We start from the raw sequence: 18,481 nt of genomic DNA, 5'->3' as shown, positions 1-18,481 counted from the left end.
TTCTTACGGAGCCTCACATGTATCCCGACGTTCATCTGCACATCGACGGCTCGTGGCGGCCCGCGCGGAGCGGACGCACACTGGCGATCGTCAATCCGGCGACCGAAGCTGAGCTTGGCTCGCTGGCCCATGCCGGCATCGACGATCTTGATGAAGCGCTCGCCGCCGCCGCAAAGGGCTTCGGGACCTGGCGGCGCATCTCGCCCTTCGACCGCTCGAAGCTGATGCGCAAGGCCGCCAACATCCTGCGTGAGCGCAACGAGCATATCGCGACGCTGATGACGCTGGAGCAGGGCAAGCCGATCGCCGAATCGCGCATGGAGGCCTTCGCCGCCGCCGACATCATCGACTGGTTCGCCGAGGAGGCGCGCCGCGCCTACGGCCGCATCGTTCCGGCGCGCCTCGAAGGCGTGAGCCAGTCGGTCGTCAAGGAGCCGGTCGGCCCGGTGGCCGCCTTCACGCCGTGGAATTTCCCGCTCAACCAGGCAGTACGCAAACTGTCGGCGGCGCTCGCCGCCGGCTGCTCGATCATCATCAAGGGACCGGAGGAAACGCCGGCTTCACCCGCCGAATTGGTCCGTGCCTTCGTCGATGCCGGCCTGCCCGACGGTGTCTTGAACCTCGTCTATGGCACGCCGTCGGAAATCTCCGCCTATCTCATTCCGCATCCGGTGATCCGCAAGATTTCCTTCACCGGCTCGACGCCCGTCGGCAAGCAGCTGGCGTCGCTCGCCGGACTGCACATGAAACGCGCGACGATGGAATTGGGCGGCCATGCGCCGGTCATCGTCCTGCCCGACGCCGATCTCGACCGCGCCGCACGCTCGATGGCGGCATCGAAATTCCGCAATGCCGGCCAGATCTGCGTCGCGCCGACGCGCTTCCTCGTCGACCATGCGGTCTATGATGATTTCGTCGGCCGCTTCGCTGAAGCGACAAGCCAGATCAAGGTTGGCGATGGCCTTGCCGAAGGCACGACCATGGGGCCGCTTGCCAACCCGCGCCGCGTGCAGGCGATGGAGGAGCTGGTCCATGATGCGGTGCAGAAAGGCGCCGAGCTCGTCACCGGCGGCAAGCGCATCGGCAATTCCGGCTATTTCTTCGAGCCGACCATCCTGTCTAATGTAGGCAGCGATGCTCGCGCCATGAACGAGGAGCCGTTCGGCCCGCTGGCGCTGATGACCCCGGTGAGCGGTCTGGACGAGGCGCTCGCGGAAGCCAACCGGCTGAACTACGGCCTCGCCGCCTATGGCTTCACCCGTTCATCGGCCAGTGCCGCAAAAATGTCGTCGGGCATCGCCAGCGGCATGGTGTCGATCAACCATTATGGCCTGGCGCTGCCGGAGGTGCCGTTCGGCGGCATCAACGATTCCGGCAATGGCACCGAGGGCGGCGCCGATGCGCTGGAGAGCTATCTCAACTCGAAGTTCGTCTCGCATCTGCAGGTCGACTGAGCAGGCCGCTCGTTACTTCTGCTGGCCGTAGGTCTTGTAGCGCCCGCGAATGGCGGCGAGTTCGGTGCCCTCGATCAGCACCGGCGTGCCGGCGCTGCGCGCCAAAAGATATTGCCGCGCCAGGGTTTCGAGCTTGATGGTGCGGAGGAGTGCCGTGTCGAGATCGCCACCGAAGGCGATCATGCCGTGATTGGCCAGCAGGCAGGCCGTGCGGTCCTTGAGCGCCGCCACCGCCACCTTGGCCAGTTCGCTTGAGGCAAACAGCGCATAGTCCGAGCAGCGCACATCGTCGCCGCCGAAGCCAGCCACCATGTAATGGAACAGCGGCAGTCGTTCGCGCAGGCAGGACAGCGCCACGCAATGGTCGGGATGGGCATGCACCATGGCGCCGGCCTCCGGGAATGCCCTGTAGATCTCGGCATGCATCTCCCATTCGCTGGATGGCTTGAACGCGCCGTCCCAGGATCCGTCGAGCTGCATCGCCACCATCTGCTCCGGCCGCAGCGCTTTTGTGGCGATCCCCGTCGGCGTGATCAGCATGCCATTTGCCGTGCGCACGCTGATATTGCCTGTCGTGCCGACATTCATGCCGCTGGCGTCCAACGTTTCCGTTGCGGTGATCAGACTGGCGCGTGCGATGTCGGTATCCATTACGATGCTTTCCCTGGGGTTGGCCCTGTGGTCGATTTTGTCGGCGGCCAGGTGTCGATTGCCGGCGCGATGGTGGTTGCCCGCGTCATGTCCTGCAGCACGTCGGCGAAGATGTCGGGGCTGCCGAGCTTTCCGGATTTCAGCATCAGCGCCAGCGGGTCGTTGGGCAGGCCGGGCAGGTGGGCGATGGCACGCGCCAGGCCGGGCCCCTGATAGGCGCCCATGGCAATCCCTGTGACGCCGAGCGCCTTGACCACCGAACCGGTGGTCTCGCCGCCGGCGACGACCAGCCGCCGCACGCCGAAATCGCGCACCAGGATTTGCGCAATCCTGGCCAGTATCTCTTCCGCCTTTGCCGCCACGGCATCACGGCCATGCGCCTGCTGCAGTGCCTCGACCGTGGCCTGCGGGGCCGTCGTGGCGATCGCGATCATCGCGCCGGGCAGATGCCGCTGGGCAAAGGCGCGCGCTTCGGCAACGACATCCTTGCCGGCGAAGGCGCCAGCAAGGTCAATCGTCAGCAGCGGATTCTTCCGCGCGAAGCGCTCAAGCTGTTCGATGGTGCGGTCGGCGACGCTACCGGCTAGCACCGCAGCCGGGCCGTCCACGGCCGGCAGGCTGGCGGCCACGAGATCGCTTCTCGTCACCAGCCCATGCGCCAGCCAGGCCGGCGGCAGATGCGCGGCGACCGAGGAATTGCCGGTCATCAGCGGCAGGTCGAAGGCGGCTTCCGCGATCGCCGCCAGATCGCGCTCGCGGAGCGTGTCGGTGACCAACAGCGTCTCGCCGCGCGCGCTTTTCTCCCGCACGGCAGCGCGGATGGCTTCGGGGCCGGCATCAACCGTAAGATAAGGCACCAGTCCGGCCTTGCCCTTGCTTTGCGCCTGCAGCACCCGGACCAGATTGGAATCGGTCATCGGCGTCAGCGGATCGAAACGCTTGGGCGATTCGGCCAGCAACTGCGCACCGCCGAACATATGCCCTTGATAGACGGTGCGGCCGGTCTCGCACAGCGCCGGCGTGAACAGCGTCACGCCGCCGCCAAGCCGATCGAGCAGCGCTTCCGCACAGGGGCCGATATTGCCGGCGGGCGTCGAGTCGAAGGTCGCGCAGTATTTGAAGAAGATCTGCCGCGCACCTGCCTCGACCAGCCGGTCGGCGGCCTCAAGCACCTGGCGCACCGCATCGCCGGCCGCGATAACGCGGGTTTTCAGCAGGATCACATGGGCAAGATTGCCCGACGGGATCGGTGCCTCCAGCTCGACCGTACATCCCGTCGCAATGCCGCGCGCGACCAGCATCGACGCCAGTTCGGTGCCGCCGGTCAGATCATCGGCAATGGCTCCGAACAGCAGGGATGGCGTCGACCCGGTCATGCGGCTCGTTCCCCTGATTTTTTGGTTTCGATGGCGTGTCCGATGCCGATGGTCAGGCCCATCGTGATATCATATACACAGCCCGCTCGACTCAGGCGACGCCTGCGCCATCGCAAGGACGGAGACTGGATGTGACTGCTTCCATCGCGCCGATCGCGCGCGACAATCTGACGACCCGCGTCTACGAAGAGCTGCGCCGTGCCATGATGGAAGGCCGTTTCTGGCCGGGCCATCGCTTCAAGATCCGCGACCTTGCCGCCAGCCTGCAGGTGTCCGAGACGCCGGTGCGCGAGGCGCTGATGCAGCTGGTGCGTGAAAAGGGCCTGGAGATGGAGGCGGGCCGCTCCATCACCGTCGCTCAGCTGTCGCTCGCTCAATATCTGGAATTGCGCAGCATCCGTCTGCATCTCGAAGGCATGGCGGGTGCTGCGGCGACGACGCGCATCGAGCCGCGCGAGATCGATCGCCTGGCGGCGGTGCATGACAAGCTGATCGCCGACGAGGACAATGGCCGCTGGTTCGAGGCCGTCCGCGACAACTGGGAATTCCACCACTCGATCTACCAGGCGGCGGGCATGCCGGAACTGCTCGCCATCATCGAGGGCATCTGGCTGCGCAACGGTCCGCTGGTCAACTACCAGTATCCGAACGCCAGGCCGACGTACGACGGCCGCCACCGGCATCTCGACATCCTCGACGCGCTGCGCGCCCGCGATGAGAACGGCGTGCGCAAGGGCATCCAGCAGGACATGATCGAAGGCGGCCGGTTGCTGGTCAAAGTTCTGGAACGGCTGAACGACGGCTCGGTTACGCCCGAGGAACTGCGCCGCGCGGCGCAGAACGGCCGCCTGGTATCGGCGGCCAGCTGAGTTTTTTCTACGCAGCATAGTGCCTGCTCACGCCACCTGCGCTGCGGCGGCCATGCCGGCATCGGCGGCCTGAAGCGCCAGGTCGATATCTCCAGCTTTGTGCGCGGCGCTCAGGAACATGTTGTGCCGGGGGTGGAAATAGGCGCCCTCGCGCAAGGCAGCCGAGCAGAAGGCATCGGCCTTCTTGAATTCGGCATCGTCGTCGAACAACACCATCGGCATCGACACCGGCCCGGTCTGGCGAAGCGAAAGGCCATGCTTCTTCGCCGCCGCATCGAGGCCCGAGCGCAGTCTCTCACCGGCCGCATTCATGCTGGCGATCGCGTTGGTGTCGCGCAGCGTCTTGATGGTGGCGATGGCGGCGGCCATGGCGACCGCGCCATACCAGAACGAGCCCGTCACATAGACCTTGGTCGCGGCTTCGCGGAACCGGTCCGTGCCGGTGATGGCGGCGAGCGGATAGCCGTTGGCGATCGCTTTCGAGAAGGCGGAAAGGTCCGGCCGTACGCCGAGCGGCTCCCAGCTGCCGGCGAGGTCGATGCGGAATCCGGCCCGCACATCGTCGACGATCAGCGCCGCGTCGGCGGCGGTGGTGAGTTCCCGCGCGCGTTTGGCGAAGGCGGTGGTCGGCAGTTCCTGGTCGCGGGCAATGTCGTGGCGGAAGGCGGTGACGACGACAGTGGCAAGGTCGTTGCCGGCCTGCTCGACGGCCGCCTCCAGGCTGGCGACGTCATTATAATCGAAATGGATCAGATGGGCGCGGTCCTCGGCGGTGACGCCGGCGAGCGAGGGCGTGCACCACGGCACCGCGCCATGATAGGAGCCGCGCGCCACCAGCACCTTGCGCCGGCCGGTGCCGGCGCGCGCGATGGTCACGCAGGCGGTGGTGGCGTCGGTGCCGTTCTTCTGCAGCATCGCCCAGTCGGCGTGGGCGACGGTCTTGACCAGCAGCTCGGCCAATTCGACCAGCACTTCGCCGGGACCATTCATCGCATCACCGAGGCTGCGCTGCCGCGCTGCCGCTTCTTCGACCGCCTGGTGGTGATGGCCGAGGATGTTCGGACCCCAGCTGCACATCAGGTCGATATATTCGCGACCGTCGACATCCCAGACTCGGCAGCCATCGGCACGTTCGAAGAACTGCGGATAGGCGGAGCCGAGATAGCGGGTGGCCATATGCCCCCACATGCCGCCCGGAATGACCGAGGCCGCGCGCTCGCGCAGCAATTGGTCCTTGGAGTTGATCAGGGCAGGCATGGCGACATCTCCGCTCATTGATATATCATATATTGATTTTAACTACTGAAGGACGGGATTTTCCGATCTTCCAAAGTGGAGAAACGGGAGGCGGTTGACCGCCTCCCGCAGTCTGTTCGCTCAGTGGCTGAGCTCGGCCAGCGGCAGGTTGCAGCAGGCGCTGTAGCGCACGCCCTTGACGTCGGACTTGTAGGCCAGGATCAGGTTCGGGCTGACCAGCGGCAGGATGATCCTGTCCTTGATCATTTCTTCGCCGACCTGGTGCCACAGCTTGGCGGCCTCATCACCGCTTGCTGCCAGCGCTGCCTTGTAGATGTCCGCTTCCTTCGGGTTGATCACCGATGGGTCACGTTCGGCGCCGGCGCGCCGCGACCATGGGCTGCCCTTGGTCATTGCGAAATAATCGACGTACTGCGAGGTGCCGTAGTAGTCCGGCGCGTAGAACACGGCGGTCATCGGGATGCCGTCGCCATTGATGCGCTCGCGCCAGTTGGCGAAGGGGATCGGCTGCAGGTCAAGCTTGATGTTGGCCTTGGCCAGATCCTGCTGGACCTTCTGCATCAACAGCGACAGGTCGACGCCATAGACGTTCATGCCCGGGAAGGCGGCTTCCATCTCGAAGCCGTCGGCATGGCCGGCCTTGGCCAGCAATTCCTTCGCCTTGGCGAGATCGTAGGGCTGCACCTCGAAACCCGACCCGCCGGGGAAACCGAGCGGGATCGGCGCGCTGATCAGCTGGCCTTCGGAACCGATGGTGAAGTCGAGGATGCTGGGGCGGTCAAGCGCAAGCGAGATCGCCTCGCGCACCTCAGGCGTCAGCGGCACCTTGTTGGCCTTGGCGCCGGGCGACAGCGCGACATAGATGAAGTTGTAGGACGGCACGGTCTCGATCTTGACGTCGCTTCCGGTCATCGTCTTGGCCGTGTCGGGATCGATCTGCATGGCGATGTCGGCGGTGCCGCTCTGCAGCATCTGCGCCTGCGCCACCGCGTCCTTGGTCTGGCGGATGACGACTTCGCTCAGCGCCGGCGCGGTGCGCCAGTACTTGTCGTTGCGCACCAGGCGCAGCTCCGAATTCGGCTCATAGGATTTCAGCACGAACGGTGCGCTGCCGGCCGAATGCGCCAGGAACCAGGCCTCGGCGTTGTCGGTGGTCGAGGCGTCCGCACCGGCCTTGGCGCCGGCTTCGGTAGCGACCTTGCTGTTGACGACGGCCGTATAGGGCGCCGCCGCGATGTTGAGGAATTCCGAGCTCGGCGCCACCATCTTGACGACGACGGTATGCGCGTCCGGGGTCTCGATCGAGGCGACATTGTCCATCAGGAACGAGGCACTGCCCTTGAGGTTCTTCAGCCGCTCCCAAGACCATTTCACGTCCTTGGCTTCGACCGGCGAACCGTCGGAGAATTTGGCGGCCGGGTCGAGCGTGAAGGTGAAGCTGGTCTGGTCGGCATTGCCTTCCCACTTGGAAGCCAAGAGCGGGATCAGCTTGTTGTCCTTGTCCAGCGTCAGGAGCGATTCATAGACGCTGGAATTGTAGATCTGGCAGGTGTCGCAGAAGGCGCGGTGCGGATCGAGCGAGTTGAGGTCGATGTTGCGCGCGATGACCAGCGGCTTCTTGTCCTGCGCGAACGTCGCAGGCGCCCAGAAGGCGCTGGTGGCCATCAGCACGGCCGCCAGCATCGTCGCTCTGGTCTTGTTTCTTGGTAGGATCGTCATGTTCATTCTCCCATTTTCTTGTCGGATCGTTGTGGCAATGCGTTCGCTCTATCCGCCCACGCCGGTGAGGGATCGAAGCGCGGCCTTGAGCTTGTCGGCGCCGCCCAGTGCGGCCCGGTTGAGCGGGGCCGATACGACGGGAGCCGAAAGGCTTCCCGTCACATGCAGGATCTCGTGATCGAGATAGTCGAACACGCGGTCCTGAATCTCCTGCGTCAGCCGCGCGCCGAGCGACAGCCCGCGCTGTACTTGCTCGACGACGGCGACCCGGTTGGTCTTGCGGATCGAGGCCTCCACCAGCGTCCAGTCGAGCCCGGTCGGGTCGAGGCTGCGCAAACCGATGATCTCTGCGTCGACGCCGGTCTCCTCCACCACCTGTGCAGCGACGGACACCATGCTGGCGCTGGTGAGCAGCGTGCAGGCACTGCCTGGCCTGACGATCCTGGCCATGCCCAGCCGCACGCAATAGTCTCGGTCTTCGGTCGGAACGGGACCTTCGCTCGGGAACAATTCGACATGCTCGATGATGACGACCGGGTCGTCGCATTTCAGCGCCGAATTCATCAGCCCGATATAGTCGAAGGGCGTCGTCGGCGCGACGATGCGCCAGCCGGGATAGAGCGCGAACAGGCCTGACGGATCGCCCGAATGCTGCGAACCGTAGCCGGTGTGCGGCGAGACGCGCACCCGCACCACGATCGGCACCGGAAACCCGCCGCCGAACATGTGGCGCACCTTGCTCACCGCATTGAACAATTGATCGGCGGCAACCAGGCAGAAGTCGCCGAACATGATTTCGACAATCGGCCGCAAGCCGCAGAGTGCCGCGCCAAGTGCCACGCCAACAAAACCGTTCTCGGCAATCGGCATCGCCAGCACGCGCTCCGGCCAACGTTCCAGAGCGCCCTTGGTGGCGCCGGAAACACCGCCGCGCAGACGATGCACGTCCTCGCCCATGATGATGATGCGCGGGTCCTGTTCCATGGCGCGCGCGATCACTTCCGATGCGGCAACCATGAATTTGACCGGCCTGGTCTCGGCCGGCGGCACATCCTCGATCTCCAGGAAGCGCTCATCCCTGAGTTCCGACAGGTCGCCACGGATCTGGTTGTCGACTTCGCCGGCGTCTGGCCACAGATGGTCCGGGACGCGCAGCGCGTTGCCGCTCATCTCGGTTAAAGAGTCCGCGGCGGCGTTGACCACGTCCATGACCCGCTCGTCGAGCGCGGCGAGATCGGAAGCATCGAGAACGCCCATCGTCTTCAGCCGCGCCGCCATCGTGGTGAGCGGATCGCGTGCCTTCCAGGCATCCTCCTCGGCGCGTGTGCGGTAGCCGAACTCGCTGCCAGGCCGCGCGCCGCTTTGGTGCAGGAAGCGGTAGCAGAGTGCTTCGATCAGCACCGGCCCGCCCTCTTTTTTGATTGCCCGGCGCGCTTCGCGCATGGCGTGATGAACCGCGACCACATCCATGCCATCGCACTCGATGCCGCGAAAGCCGAGCATCGGTCCGCGCGAGGCGAGCCGCGTCTCGCGCGTCTGTTCGTTGACATGGGTCGACACGGCGTAAAAATTGTTTTCGGCGAAGAAGATCACCGGCAGCCGGTAGAGCGCGGCGATGTTCATCGCCTCATAGGCGGGGCCTGCCATCATCGTGCCGTCGCCGAAGAAGGCGACCGAGATGTTGCCGGTTCCAAGCAATTTGTCGGCAAGCGCATAGCCTGCCGCATGCGGCAGGTTGCCGCCGATGATGGCGCTGGTGCCCGGAATGCCGGAAGCGTCGTCGCGCATATGCATCGAGCCGCCACGGCCGCCGCAATAGCCTGCATTGAGCCCCATGATCTCGGCCATCAGGCCGCGCACCGACCCCTGCATGTCCGGATTGAAATCGTCGTGCAGCGGATCGAATCCTCCAGGCGTCTGCGCATTGACCAGCTTGGCCAGCACCTGATGATGGGCGCGGTGGGTGCCGTTGATGCGGTCGCCCGTGCCGAGCATCGACATGGCGCCGACCGCCGTCGCCTCCTGGCCGATACTGGCGTGTGCGGGGCCGTGCACCAGCCCGGCATTGGCGAGGTCGAGCACCTTTTCCTCGAACCGGCGGATCAGCAGCATCTGGTGATACCAGCGCACGAGGCTCGAAACCTCGGCGTCGTTCCAGTCCGAATCGTCGACGTCGAGCCGCAACCAGGGCGCAGATGGCTGGATCGATGTCTGCTGGACCATTCAGGCTAGTTCCATTCTGGTAGATGATATATCAAATATTTTCTCGGTCGATTGTGTCAGGCGATTTTCTGTCATGACACTGGCTTGCAGGGTTCGGCAGGTAAATGGAATTAAATTTCATTTTCTGCGTGAAACCGAGACTAAGCTGGGATGACGCAGTTCCGCAAGTGGAATTTTGACACGCGCGATCGGATCGTTCCGACGGAACCGGAGGCCAATCTGTTGCAGGCACTGGAGACCCGCTACCGGTCCGACCGGTGCTGAAAAAACTGCAGGAACAGTTCCCGCTCGGTGGTGATGTCGAGCTTCTCGTAGATGCGCCGGCGGTGGTTCTTGACGGTGCCCACTGTGATGCCGAGACGCTCGGCGATGTTTGCGGTCGGATGGCCGGCGAGGATCAGTTGCACTAGCTCGCGCTCGCGCAGTGACAGTTCCGGCCACAGGCTTATCGGGATGGTCGGCTCCTGCCGCGGCGAAGCGCCGGGGCCGGTCGGCGCCGTCGTGCGGAAGAACTCGCGTCCGCGCGCGGTAATGTCGAGTGCGTGCAAGGCTTCGAACACCGGCAACCGCTCTTCCAATTGAGCGATCTCGCTGTCCTTGAATGAAGCGGTCGAGCGATCGAGGAAGATGCCGAGACACCAGTCGCCGCCATCGGCCAGCATGATGCCGACCTCGTCGCAGATCTCCGACTGCGCCAGGAAGCCGGCTATGTACTGGCCGCGCTTGGCCTCGTCGTCGGCGAGGCGCTTCAGCGGCATGATGCCCAATCTGCGCTCGCGCCGCCACGAGGCATAGAACGGATCGAAGACATAGTAGTTGTCGAGATAGAGCCGGACCATCTCGTCCGAGAAGCGCCGGTGCTTGACGAATTCCGGTGTCTGCGTCGCCGAATAGCGCGTCACGGTGACGAGATCGTGCTCGATGTCGGCGCCGATCAGGTCGATCAGGCAGTCGACATGCCTGTCCGTACCGGTGGCGGCGATCGCCTTGGCGAGCGGCGCCCAGATATTGCCCATGCGCATGCCCCTCTTCTCGGCGATCCCGACCTGACCGTCATTGTGTCTTTAGGCATATGGCGCAAGGCCGCCCCTCGAATCTAGCCTTGCGTCATCCTAGACCCAATCTCGAGGCGACCGTGACCCAACCCCACCCCTCTGCCCCGATAATCGGCAACCCGATCGTCATTGGTATCGACGCCGGCGGCACCATGACCGACACGATCCTTGTCGATCAGGACGGCCACTTCAAGATAGGCAAGTCGGCGACCACGCCCAAGAAAGAGGCGGAAGGCTTCCTCGCCTCTGCCGAGGACGCGGCGGACGCTTGGGGCATCTCGCTGGAGTCGCTGTTCTCCGGCGTCAATGTCGTGCTCTATTCCGGTACCGGCATGCTCAACACGCTGTTGTCGCGCACCGGCCGCCGGCTCGGCCTGATCACCACCAAGGGCCTGGAAGACATGATCCTGATGGGCCGTGGGCTGCAAGCCTGGGCCGACTATTCCTATGCCGACCGGCTGCATGCGGTCACCCATCACCATCCTGATCCGCTGGTGCCGCGCCGCCGCACCCATGGCGTGACCGAGCGTATCGACCAGTTCGGCGACGTCGTGCTGCCGCTCTATGAGCATGAGGTCGCGGCCGCGGCCAAGAAGCTGATCGCCGACAAGGTCGAGGCGATCTGCATCATGACGATCTTCTCGCACGTCAATCCGGTGCACGAGAAGCGCATCGCAGAGATCTGCCGCGAGGAGATCGCAAAGGCCGGCGCCGACATCCTCGTCTACACCAGCCACGAGGTCCGCCCGGTCATCCGCGAACAGTCGCGGCTGAACTCGGTGCTGATCGAGGCCTATGCCACCTCGCGCGGCCGCAAGCAGCTTAGGGGTATCGAGGATGTCTCGAAGAAATACGGCTTCAAATATGGCGTGCAGACGCTGCTTTCCTTCGGTGGCCTGACCTCGATCAATCACCCGCGCCTGCACGAGACGATGATTTCCGGCCCGATCGGCGGCATCCTCGGTGCGGCCTATGTCGGCAAGCTGATCGGCAACGACTCGCTGATCTGCTCGGACATGGGTGGAACCTCCTTCGACATGGGCGTCATCTCGCGCGGCCAGACGCGGATCGAGAACGAGCCGCTGATGGACCGCTTCAAGCTCAACGTGCCGACGCTGCACCTCGATACGATCGGCGCCGGTGCCGGTATGATCCTCAAGGTCGATCCGCTGACCAAGAAGGTCTCCCTCGGGCCGGAAAGCGCCGGCTCCGATCCCGGACCGATCTGTTTCGCCAAGGGCGGCACCGAACCCACCATCGCGGATTGCGACGCCATCCTCGGCCGCCTCAACCCGCATTATTTCCTCGGCGGCAAGGTCGTCTTGCAGGTCGAGAAGGCGCGCAAGGCGTTCGAGGAAAAGTGCTCCAGCATCCTTGGCGTCGGCGTCGAGGAAGCCGCCGAAGGCATGATCGACATGTTGGAGGCCGACGCCAATAACGCGCTGCGCCGCGTCATTTCGGGCCAGGGCATCCACCCTTCCGAATTCACGCTGCTCTCTTATGGCGGTTCCGGTCCGTTGCATCTGGCCGGCTGCTCCAGGGGCATCGGTTTCAAGGACATCATCACCTTCCAGTTCGCCGCTGCCTTCTCGGCCTTCGGCTGCACCACGGCCGATTTCATGCGCCGCCATTCGGTGTCGACGCAGCACGACATTGGCGCTCGTGCCAGCGATGACGAACTGCTCGCCTTCGGCAGAAAGGTCACCACTGTCTGGAACGACCTGACTAAGGCCGCGGTCGACGAGATGATCACCGACGGCCATATCAGAGACAAGATCAAGACCGTGCCGTTCCTGATGATGCGCTACACCGGCCAGCTCGAGGACGTCGAAGTCATCGCGCCGCTTGCCGAGGTCAAGTCGGCTGACGATATGCGTAGGGTTATCGGCGAGTTCGAGGCGGTCTACGCCAAGGTCAACCACCGCGTGTCGCGTTATGGCGAGGCCGGATTCACCATCACCGAGCTTGGCCTCATCGCCACCGCCGACAAGGTCAAGCCGGTGCTGCTCAAGCGGCCGCTCGGCAAGTCCGACCCGGCAGCCGCCCACAAGGGCGTGCGCGAAGCTTATATCGGCGGCCGCTGGCACAAGGCCAATCTCTACGAGATGGATCTCCTGCAGCCCGGCCACGAGGTCATCGGTCCGGCCATCATCGAACATCCCGCCACCACGCTCGTCGTTCATCCGCAGGACCGTGTCCATGTCGATGAATGGACGCTGCTGCACTACACCCACGCTTGAGAGGGCACCGCCATGTTGGACAAACCTGCTTCGGCCCTGCGCCTCCGCGAAAGACTGCTCGATTCCGAGCGGCTGATGGAAGAGACCGGCTGCTATGACGGCATCACCGAACTCACGCTGCGCAACCAGGACCCGCTGAAATTCGAGACGCTGCACACCAAGCTGCGCGCCTATTGCGTCTCGGCCCGCGAAATGGCCCGCCGCATCTCCGCCTCCCCCGGCGTGCGCGAGGTCGGCGAGATGGTGGTCGCGATCTATACGCCCGAGGGTGACGCCATCGCGCTCTCCAACGGCATCATGGTGCACGTCCATACGATGAGCCGTTTCATCAAATGGATGATCAAGAACAATTACGAGGAAAACCCGAAGATCCGCGAAGGCGATATCTTCGCCAACAACGATGCCTTCATCGGCACCGTGCAGGTGCCCGATGTCATGGACGTGGTGCCGATCTTCCATGAAGGCACGCTGGTCGGCTGGGCCGGTGCGGTCTGCCACGAACTGGAAGCCGGCGGCATCACGCCTGGCGGCGACGTCTGTCTCGCGCAGGAGCGCTTCACCGAGGGCTTGTTCGTCTGCGCCGAGAAGATCGGCGAGAATGACGAAATCCGCCGCGACTATGTCATCCGCTGCGAGCGCAATCTGCGCATGCCGATCTACTGGGTGCTCGATGAGAAGGCCAAGGTCGCCTCCTGCATCGACATGCGCGAAAGCGTCAAGCAGCTGATCTCCGAGATCGGCCTCGACTACTGGATGAAGGTGTCGAAGGAGTTCATCGAGGAGGGCCGCCGCGCCCAGCTCGCCCGCACCCGCCAGCTCACCGTTCCCGGCATCTATCGCGGCCACACTTTTTACGGCCACGTCACGGCGGGAAAACCCGGCTTCCAGCTGCTTGGCGATCCCGACTGGCTCTACAACATCCCGATCGAGATGGAGATCACCACCGACGGCAAGATCACCATGGACTTCGAGGGCACGCAGCCTTGGGGCTACCATTCGATGAACTGCACGCCGGCCGGCATGGATGGCGGCATGTTCGTCACCTTAACCCAGCACATGAATTTCGAAGGCCTGGTCAATGACGGCGCCTGGATGGCGACCGAGCTGAAACTGCCGCACGGCACCTGGACCAATCCCGACAACGAGATGGTGGCCACCGCCACCTCATGGGCGCTGCTACTGCCCGCCTATGGCGTCTTCCAGCGGCTTTTGTCGCGCGGCTTCGTCGCGCGCGGTTTCGTCGAGGAGGCGTTCGTCGGCCAGGTCAACAGCCCGATGATCGAGATGGGCGGCGAGAGCCAGTACGGCACGCCGTTCGGCATGGCGCATTTCGAATGCGCCGCCGCCGGCTCCGGCGCGCTCGCCATCGCCGACGGCCTCGACACCGCCTATGTCGGCTGGAATCCGGAATCCGACATGGGCAACATCGAGGTCTGGGAACAGTCGATGCCGATGGTCTATATCGGCCGCTCGATCGTGCCCAATTCGGGCGGCGCCGGCAAATATCGCGGCGGCTGTTCCTTTGTCTCGACCTGGCTGATCAACAAGACCTCGCATCTGCGGCTCCACACCTCGGAGCACTCTTCCAGAGTGTTCGACAATGGCGGCATGTGCGGAGGCTATCCGGCGCCGACCTGCCAGAAGCATCGCGCGGTGCGCAACTCCAACATCCATGAACTGGCGGCAAAAGGCGAACCGCTAGCACATGCGCCCGGCAGCGACCCGCATGTCTCGGACTATGAGCGGAACATCGGCGGCGACCATGTCGTCGTCGAGGGCCCCTACATCACCGCGCCGCACAAATCCGGCGACATCTTCAGCCATTCCTACAATGGCGGCGGCGGCTATGGCGACGTGCTGGAGCGCGATCCGATCAAGACGGCATGGGATGTCGAGAACGGGTTCCTCACCCACCAGGCGGCCGACCAGATCTTCGGCATCATTCTGAAGGACGACGCTGAGGGCTATCCGGTTGCCGATATCGACGCCACGGTCGAACGCCGTGCCGCCATGCGCAAGGAACGCCTGGCCAAGGCGATCCCCGTTTCGGACTGGATCGCCGCCGAACGCGGCCGGGTCGAGAAGGCCGGGTTCGCCCCCGAGGTGAAGAAAATGTACGCCAGCGCGATCAAGCTTTCGTCGCGCTTCACCAGGGATTTCAGCGATTTCTGGAACGTCGACGCCAAATCGATCTTCATGCCGGGAGCAAAGCCATGACCGCGTACAGCAAGGAAGTCCTCCGCGATCTCGCTGCCGGCCAGCTGCCCTGGCCGCAGACAAAGCGCATCATGAGCGCCTACAAGGATGATGACCGCTTCTTCAAGATGGTCGCCGTCTACCAGGATCGCGTCGCCTGGAAGGATCCGATCCTGTTGCCGGTCTCGGATCATTTGTTCATCTGCCAGAGCGGCGATGAGCGCATCACCCGTTGCGAATGCGGCCACTCCTTCGGCGACTATCGCAAGAACTGGAAGCTCAAGGCCGCGATCATCGTGCGCAACACCGAGGAAGCGTTGCGCGAGATCTACCCGAACAGCGATATTCCTGATCCGCAATGGATGGAAATCCGCGAATTCATCTGCCCGGAATGCGGCACCATGCACGAGGTCGAGGCGGCCGCACCCGGCTATCCCATCGTGCATGATTTCGAACCCGATCTCGAAGGCTTCTATCGGGAGTGGCTGGGCAAACCACTTTAGGGATATTGATGTCGTGCACCCGTCGCGGCCAGGGTAGTGCTCGTCACCGGCTCCAAAAGGGTCGTCGACGGAGCTATCTTGGCGTCTGAATCCCAAACCTGTTGGGCCGGGTTGCCCCGCATTGAACCGTCTGGAGAGTATGCCTGATGACAAATCTTTCCGGCCGCAGCGCGATCGTTACCGGCGGGTTTTCGGGCATGGGCTTCGCCATTGCAATGGCCTTGGCCGAAGCCGGCGCCAATGTTGCCGTCGGCTCCTACATCGCGCCTGCCGCCACCGACAGACCCGATGCCGCCTATTATCCGGGTGCCGACGAAATCGAGCGCGTGCGCTCGGCCCTGTCGTCCCACGGCACCAGGGTTCACGCCGCCCATCTCGACGTCCGCGACAGCGAGGTTACCAACCTTTTCATCGCCGAGGCTCGGGCCGCTATCGGCGCGGCCGACATACTGGTCAACGCCGCCGGCACCACTGCCGAGCAGCCGGTCTGCGGCCATTCCGATGCGCTGTGGGACAAGATCGTCGACACCAACCTGACCGGCGCCTTCCGCGCCACCCGCGCCGTGCTTCCTGGCATGATCGAGCGCGGCTGGGGGCGCATCGTCAACATCGGCTCGACCGCCGCTTCCGTCGGCTGGAAGGATAACCCCGCCTATTGCGCTTCCAAGGCCGGACTTCTCGGCCTCACCCGCTGCGTGGCTTTGGAAGGGGCCGCACACGGCGTCACCTGCGTCATGATCAGCCCGACCTGGGTTGAGACCGAACTGATGCGCCGCAATGTGGCGCAGGTCGTCGAGCGCGAGGGCAAGGGGAGGACGGCAGAAGAAGCAATGGCCGAGATTGCCAGTGGCAACCCGCAGCAGCGCATGCTGCAGCCGCGGGAGATAGCCGCTCTGGCGGTATTCCTATGCTCGGATCTCGCCAAAGGCATCACCATGGAAAACATACAGATCACCGGCGGAGCCCTGTGGTAGCGTTCTCCTCGTCTGATCCAGGCGGCCGTGGCGGGGCGGGCGACCGGCTGATCTCTCCCTTTTCGCCAGGGCAATTCCAGGAAAAGTGTGAACGGGTTTCCCACAGGAATTGCGTCAAAACAAGGGGTTAGAGCGGTTCGCCGTTTCTGTGAAACGGTGAGCTGCTCTGATGTAAGACAAGGTGACCGGATTTGCCATTGAGCATGCGGTGCGATAGGTTATATTGCACTGCACAATGGAGATGCCGTTTATTGCACGCCCCTGTTTGCGGATATGCCGGCCGGCTTGCTGCCTGCCTGGCTTGCGCGTCTTGGGTCGCGTCGACGGGACCCTGAGATGAAAATTCCAAAGTCCCTGCTGGTCGATCCCGAGAAGAACTCGGTCTATGGCGCCTTTGCGGTAGCCGTCTCGATCTGGGCGTTCTCCTATTCCGTCATTTTCGGCCAGGTGCTGATCCTGGCCTACTATGCCGTCTGGCTTCCACTCATCCTGGTCGACTACCGGCGCTTCCTGCGGCAGATGTCCAGCGCCTGGCTGCCGCTGCTGTTCGCGGCCTATGTCTGCTTCTCGGTTTTCTGGTCGCAGGCCCCCGGCGTCACCGCCAGAACGGCGATCCAGTACCTTTCCCACATCGCCTGTGCCTATGTCGCTGCGCGCACGGTCAGCGTGCGCACCCTGACGCTCGGCGCCTTGGTTGGGATATTCTTCGTCCTGATCTATTCGCTCAAGGTCGGCGCCTATTCGGAAGACGTCCTCGACGGCACCTACAATTTCGTCGGCGCCTTTGCCTCCAAGAACCAGATCGGTTTTGTCGGCTCGCTCGGCATCTATTTCTCCGTGGTGTTCCTTGCTTTCCTGCGGCGCGGTCGGCTGAGCTTCATTCTGACTGTGCCTGTCGTGCTGTTGTCGGCCTATGTGCTGGTCGTCTCGCATTCCGCCACCTCGATGGCCTCGATCCCGGCGGTGCTGGCGCTGATCGCGCTTCTTGCCATGACCAAGCTTTTGTCGCGGCGCTATCGCCGGGTGATCTTCGTGCTCGGCGCCGGCATGGTCATCGTGGTGGCGGTTGTTGCGCTCAATCTTGGGCTCATGGACTTCGTGCTCGGCCTCTTCGGCAAGGATTCGACGCTCACCGGGCGGACCTATCTGTGGGAGCAGGGCTGGAACGCCGCGCAGCGCTCACCGATCCTCGGCGTCGGCTATGCTGCCTATTGGGTGCAGGGTTTTGCCGAGGCCGAGCGGCTGTGGAACGAATTCTACATCACCACCCGCACCGGCTTCCATTTCCACAACACCTATGTCGAGGCGCTCGTCGAGCTCGGCTTCACCGGAGCGGTGATGATCTCGCTGATCATGCTGCGCACGCTTTACGGCCATGTCTCGACGGTGATCTTCAAGGCATGGCAGGCCGAATCGGTGGTTCTCTTCGGCGTGATGGTGCTGCTGCTCATCCGCTCCTTCGTCGAAGTCGAGATCCTCAACCCCTACATCATGGGCTCGTTCCTGATGTATTTCAGCTACTTCAAGCTGGCGCGGCTGCCGGTCACCCGCACGCGATGGTCGCCGGCCTTCGACCCGGCGGATGCGGCAAGGGGCGAGCCAGCCTGGCCCCGGCATGCCGGCCGTCCGGCCACCGCCGATCAGGCATGAACTGTCGTGTCGCGAATTGAAGCCAGACCAACGCGACGCGCTTAAGCGTGCACTCCGGCGACCGGGTTCGATCCTAGTCGGACATCTAACTGTTGAGATCGTCCTTTGTCATTGCGGCCGCCAGAGGAATTCCAGGCAGCCCGGCTATGATTGGCACTCCGTCTCCGCGCCAGATAGCGCAAACAACGCCAATGATATTCGCGCCAGCCTCGCTGACCAGCCGCGCTGCGTCAGCAACCGCTCCACCCGTCGTGATGACATCCTCGATGAGCACGACCCGCTTACCTCGAACATTTCCACCTTCGACAGCTAGA

Annotated in this window: 14 protein-coding genes; 7 read left to right on the top strand and 7 right to left on the bottom strand. The window is 63.7% G+C overall.

What is annotated here, in order from left to right; all coding sequences use genetic code 11:
- Positions 1 to 17: 17 nt before the first annotated feature.
- Positions 18 to 1,454: an NAD-dependent succinate-semialdehyde dehydrogenase gene (locus tag AC1D05_RS13620; RefSeq protein WP_477441208.1), complete on the top strand. Its 1,437-nt coding sequence runs from the start codon at positions 18 to 20 to the stop codon at positions 1,452 to 1,454.
- Between the two features lie 12 nt (positions 1,455 to 1,466).
- On the opposite strand, the gene AC1D05_RS13615 is transcribed toward AC1D05_RS13620, so the two are convergent.
- Both AC1D05_RS13615 and otnK read right to left on the bottom strand, forming a co-directional pair.
- A complete protein-coding gene (locus AC1D05_RS13615) occupies positions 1,467 to 2,105 on the bottom strand; it encodes a class II aldolase/adducin family protein (protein WP_477441207.1) in 639 nt (212 codons plus the stop codon).
- On the bottom strand, positions 2,105 to 3,481 hold the full coding sequence (otnK, locus tag AC1D05_RS13610) for a 3-oxo-tetronate kinase (protein ID WP_477441206.1): 1,377 nt from the start codon (positions 3,479 to 3,481) through the stop codon (positions 2,105 to 2,107). Before otnK ends, AC1D05_RS13615 begins: the two co-directional genes overlap by 1 nt.
- A gap of 131 nt (positions 3,482 to 3,612) precedes the next feature.
- Between otnK and AC1D05_RS13605 the strand changes: the two genes are divergently transcribed.
- A complete protein-coding gene (locus tag AC1D05_RS13605) occupies positions 3,613 to 4,350 on the top strand; it encodes a GntR family transcriptional regulator (RefSeq protein ID WP_477441205.1) in 738 nt (245 codons plus the stop codon).
- 27 nt (positions 4,351 to 4,377) lie between these two features.
- On the opposite strand, the gene AC1D05_RS13600 is transcribed toward AC1D05_RS13605, so the two are convergent.
- From AC1D05_RS13600 to AC1D05_RS13585, 4 genes are all read right to left on the bottom strand, one after another.
- A complete protein-coding gene (locus AC1D05_RS13600; RefSeq protein ID WP_477441204.1) occupies positions 4,378 to 5,607 on the bottom strand; it encodes an aminotransferase class III-fold pyridoxal phosphate-dependent enzyme in 1,230 nt (409 codons plus the stop codon).
- Between the two features lie 120 nt (positions 5,608 to 5,727).
- The gene (locus AC1D05_RS13595) at positions 5,728 to 7,290 is read right to left on the bottom strand and encodes an ABC transporter substrate-binding protein (RefSeq protein WP_477441617.1); all 1,563 of its coding nucleotides are present in this window, start codon (positions 7,288 to 7,290) and stop codon (positions 5,728 to 5,730) included.
- Between the two features lie 84 nt (positions 7,291 to 7,374).
- Positions 7,375 to 9,549 (bottom strand): alpha-ketoacid dehydrogenase subunit alpha/beta, encoded by a 2,175-nt coding sequence (locus AC1D05_RS13590; protein ID WP_477441203.1) that lies wholly within the window; start codon positions 9,547 to 9,549, stop codon positions 7,375 to 7,377.
- Positions 9,550 to 9,791: 242 nt separating this feature from the next.
- Positions 9,792 to 10,571 (bottom strand): helix-turn-helix transcriptional regulator, encoded by a 780-nt coding sequence (locus tag AC1D05_RS13585; protein WP_477441202.1) that lies wholly within the window; start codon positions 10,569 to 10,571, stop codon positions 9,792 to 9,794.
- A gap of 143 nt (positions 10,572 to 10,714) precedes the next feature.
- Between AC1D05_RS13585 and AC1D05_RS13580 the strand changes: the two genes are divergently transcribed.
- The 5 genes from AC1D05_RS13580 (at position 10,715) to AC1D05_RS13560 (ending at position 18,167) form a co-directional block, all read left to right on the top strand.
- Positions 10,715 to 12,844 (top strand): hydantoinase/oxoprolinase family protein, encoded by a 2,130-nt coding sequence (locus tag AC1D05_RS13580; protein WP_477441615.1) that lies wholly within the window; start codon positions 10,715 to 10,717, stop codon positions 12,842 to 12,844.
- A gap of 12 nt (positions 12,845 to 12,856) precedes the next feature.
- Positions 12,857 to 15,061, top strand: coding sequence for a hydantoinase B/oxoprolinase family protein (locus tag AC1D05_RS13575; RefSeq protein WP_477441201.1), 2,205 nt, complete (start codon positions 12,857 to 12,859; stop codon positions 15,059 to 15,061).
- Complete coding sequence (locus tag AC1D05_RS13570; protein WP_477441200.1) at positions 15,058 to 15,543, top strand: acetone carboxylase subunit gamma; 486 nt, start codon at positions 15,058 to 15,060, stop codon at positions 15,541 to 15,543. Before AC1D05_RS13575 ends, AC1D05_RS13570 begins: the two co-directional genes overlap by 4 nt.
- A 146-nt stretch (positions 15,544 to 15,689) precedes the next feature.
- Complete coding sequence (locus AC1D05_RS13565) at positions 15,690 to 16,517, top strand: SDR family NAD(P)-dependent oxidoreductase (protein ID WP_477441199.1); 828 nt, start codon at positions 15,690 to 15,692, stop codon at positions 16,515 to 16,517.
- A 336-nt stretch (positions 16,518 to 16,853) separates the two neighbouring features.
- A complete protein-coding gene (locus tag AC1D05_RS13560; RefSeq protein WP_477441198.1) occupies positions 16,854 to 18,167 on the top strand; it encodes an O-antigen ligase family protein in 1,314 nt (437 codons plus the stop codon).
- A gap of 85 nt (positions 18,168 to 18,252) precedes the next feature.
- On the opposite strand, the gene AC1D05_RS13555 is transcribed toward AC1D05_RS13560, so the two are convergent.
- The coding region (locus AC1D05_RS13555) for a phosphoribosyltransferase family protein (RefSeq protein ID WP_477441197.1) at positions 18,253 to 18,481 on the bottom strand (229 nt) is incomplete at its 5' end.

It is taken from the genome of Mesorhizobium sp. P2_E9, from assembly GCF_056403815.1.
The sequence above is the reverse complement of the archived record's forward strand: the minus strand, read 5'-3'. Positions and strand labels throughout refer to the sequence as shown.

Bases quoted from the DNA above. Each gene is read 5' to 3' on its own strand.
- AC1D05_RS13620 (WP_477441208.1), top strand. From the start codon at position 18: ATGTATCCCGACGTTCATCTGCACATCGACGGCTCGTGGCGGCCCGCG.
- AC1D05_RS13615 (WP_477441207.1), bottom strand. From the start codon at position 2,105: ATGGATACCGACATCGCACGCGCCAGTCTGATCACCGCAACGGAAACG.
- otnK (WP_477441206.1), bottom strand. From the start codon at position 3,481: ATGACCGGGTCGACGCCATCCCTGCTGTTCGGAGCCATTGCCGATGAT.
- AC1D05_RS13600 (WP_477441204.1), bottom strand. From the start codon at position 5,607: ATGCCTGCCCTGATCAACTCCAAGGACCAATTGCTGCGCGAGCGCGCG.
- AC1D05_RS13595 (WP_477441617.1), bottom strand. From the start codon at position 7,290: ATGCTGGCGGCCGTGCTGATGGCCACCAGCGCCTTCTGGGCGCCTGCG.
- AC1D05_RS13590 (WP_477441203.1), bottom strand. From the start codon at position 9,549: ATGGTCCAGCAGACATCGATCCAGCCATCTGCGCCCTGGTTGCGGCTC.
- AC1D05_RS13585 (WP_477441202.1), bottom strand. From the start codon at position 10,571: ATGCGCATGGGCAATATCTGGGCGCCGCTCGCCAAGGCGATCGCCGCC.
- AC1D05_RS13575 (WP_477441201.1), top strand. From the start codon at position 12,857: ATGTTGGACAAACCTGCTTCGGCCCTGCGCCTCCGCGAAAGACTGCTC.
- AC1D05_RS13570 (WP_477441200.1), top strand. From the start codon at position 15,058: ATGACCGCGTACAGCAAGGAAGTCCTCCGCGATCTCGCTGCCGGCCAG.
- AC1D05_RS13565 (WP_477441199.1), top strand. From the start codon at position 15,690: ATGACAAATCTTTCCGGCCGCAGCGCGATCGTTACCGGCGGGTTTTCG.
- AC1D05_RS13560 (WP_477441198.1), top strand. From the start codon at position 16,854: ATGAAAATTCCAAAGTCCCTGCTGGTCGATCCCGAGAAGAACTCGGTC.